A 1,502-nucleotide genomic window follows, 5' to 3' on the forward strand; every position below is an offset into this window, starting at 1 on the left:
TGCCATTACACTTCCTCCATATCGGTATTGGTTTCTTTCTGCATTGCTTTTGAGAAAAATCTCCCATTGGCTTCCTGCCTTTTCAGAAAAACAATCAGCTTTGGGATGTCTTTTTCCTCAATAGGAGCACCAAGAACGGATTCCACCGCACCGCCAATCTGACAGAGCCTATGGGTTCGTTTTTTACTTTCCTCGGTTTTCTTTCGTTTCAGAAGTTCTTTCTTCTGTGCTGCATATCGTTTTGCTTTTTCAAGGCTTTCCTGTTCCCTTTTTTCCATTTCAAGCATTCGTTCTTCATAACTTTTTGTTGATTTTGCCATTATTACATTCTCCTTTCTTTTGCAAACATAAGTTCTCGGTTGCGTATCAGAAGAAGCACATGGTATAATCTTCTTGCGTGTAGGTATATCATGGCTTTGGTCTGATAGAACCTTTGGCGGTTTCTTTGGAAGCCGCCTTTTTAATTTGCCACAGTTCTTGTTACAGCTTTTACATTTCCTCTATCCCTCAAATCACGACCTTCATTAGCTTCCATAAACATTTCCAGAATATCGGTTTTAATCAGGACTTTGCGACCAACCTTTAATACTGGAAGTTTCTTCCATTCTACAAGCTGTCTTAAGGTGTTTCTGCCGATTCCCGTATAGTCAGCAGCTTCTTCGATGGATAATGCAATTTTTCTTTGCGTCATATAATCACCTCCTTACAAATTGCATTATGCAATTCTTGTGATGTAAGTATATCCTTTTCACATCTTTTTGTCAAGCGTTACGAAATGTTAAAAATAAACTTTATATTGCATATTGCAATTTCGGAAAAACAATGCTATAATTCATACATACCGAAAAAGGAGGCAGTCAGCATGAAAGATAAAGAATTACGCAAGCTGATAGGGAGCAGAGTAAAACAGCGCCGTCTGGAATTGAATCTGACACAGCCTTATGTCGCAGAAAAGATGGGTGTTACCGCTTCTACAATCCTGCGTTATGAGAATGGTTCGATTGACAATACGAAAAAAATGGTGTTGGAAGGTCTTTCGGAAGCACTCCATGTATCTGTGGAATGGCTCAAAGGGGAAACAGATGAATATGAAACCGATATTACGGATAAGAGAGAATTACAGATTCGTGATGCGATGGGAGATATTCTGGAACAGTTACCACTTGCCCTTACCAAAGAAGAAGATGCTTTTTCAAAAGATTTATTACTGCTGATGTTAAAACAATATGGTCTGTTTTTGGATTCCTTTCAGTTCGCCTGCAAAAACTTTAAGGGGAATGATGGTCAGACGGATATTGCCAAAACAATAGGGTTTGAATCGAATGATGAATATAATGAGATTATGTTCTTAAGGGAAATCACTCCTACCATCAATGCTTTTAATGAGATGGCAGACATTGTAAGGCTCTATTCCAAGAAACAAAAAACAGCAGAACAAAGGCTTGCAAATCTTTTATCAGAAGTCTTATACGAAGATTCCGAATCGGTATAGTAAGACAACC

Annotated in this window: 3 protein-coding genes; 1 reads left to right on the plus strand and 2 read right to left on the minus strand. The window is 38.4% G+C overall.

The features are described 5' to 3' along the window. Positions 1 to 5: 5 nt before the first annotated feature. The gene (locus GPK88_RS17855; protein WP_008704242.1) at positions 6 to 320 is read right to left on the minus strand and encodes a hypothetical protein; all 315 of its coding nucleotides are present in this window, start codon (positions 318 to 320) and stop codon (positions 6 to 8) included. Between the two features lie 140 nt (positions 321 to 460). After that, positions 461 to 691 (minus strand): helix-turn-helix domain-containing protein, encoded by a 231-nt coding sequence (locus GPK88_RS17860; RefSeq protein WP_008704241.1) that lies wholly within the window; start codon positions 689 to 691, stop codon positions 461 to 463. 171 nt (positions 692 to 862) lie between these two features. Here GPK88_RS17860 and GPK88_RS17865 point away from each other — a divergent pair, with 171 nt between their 5' ends. Then, positions 863 to 1,492, plus strand: coding sequence for a helix-turn-helix domain-containing protein (locus tag GPK88_RS17865; protein WP_215708096.1), 630 nt, complete (start codon positions 863 to 865; stop codon positions 1,490 to 1,492). Positions 1,493 to 1,502: the final 10 nt, after the last annotated feature.

Source organism: Blautia sp. MCC269, from assembly GCF_018785655.1.
Taxonomy (GTDB): Bacteria; Bacillota; Clostridia; order Lachnospirales; family Lachnospiraceae; genus Blautia_A.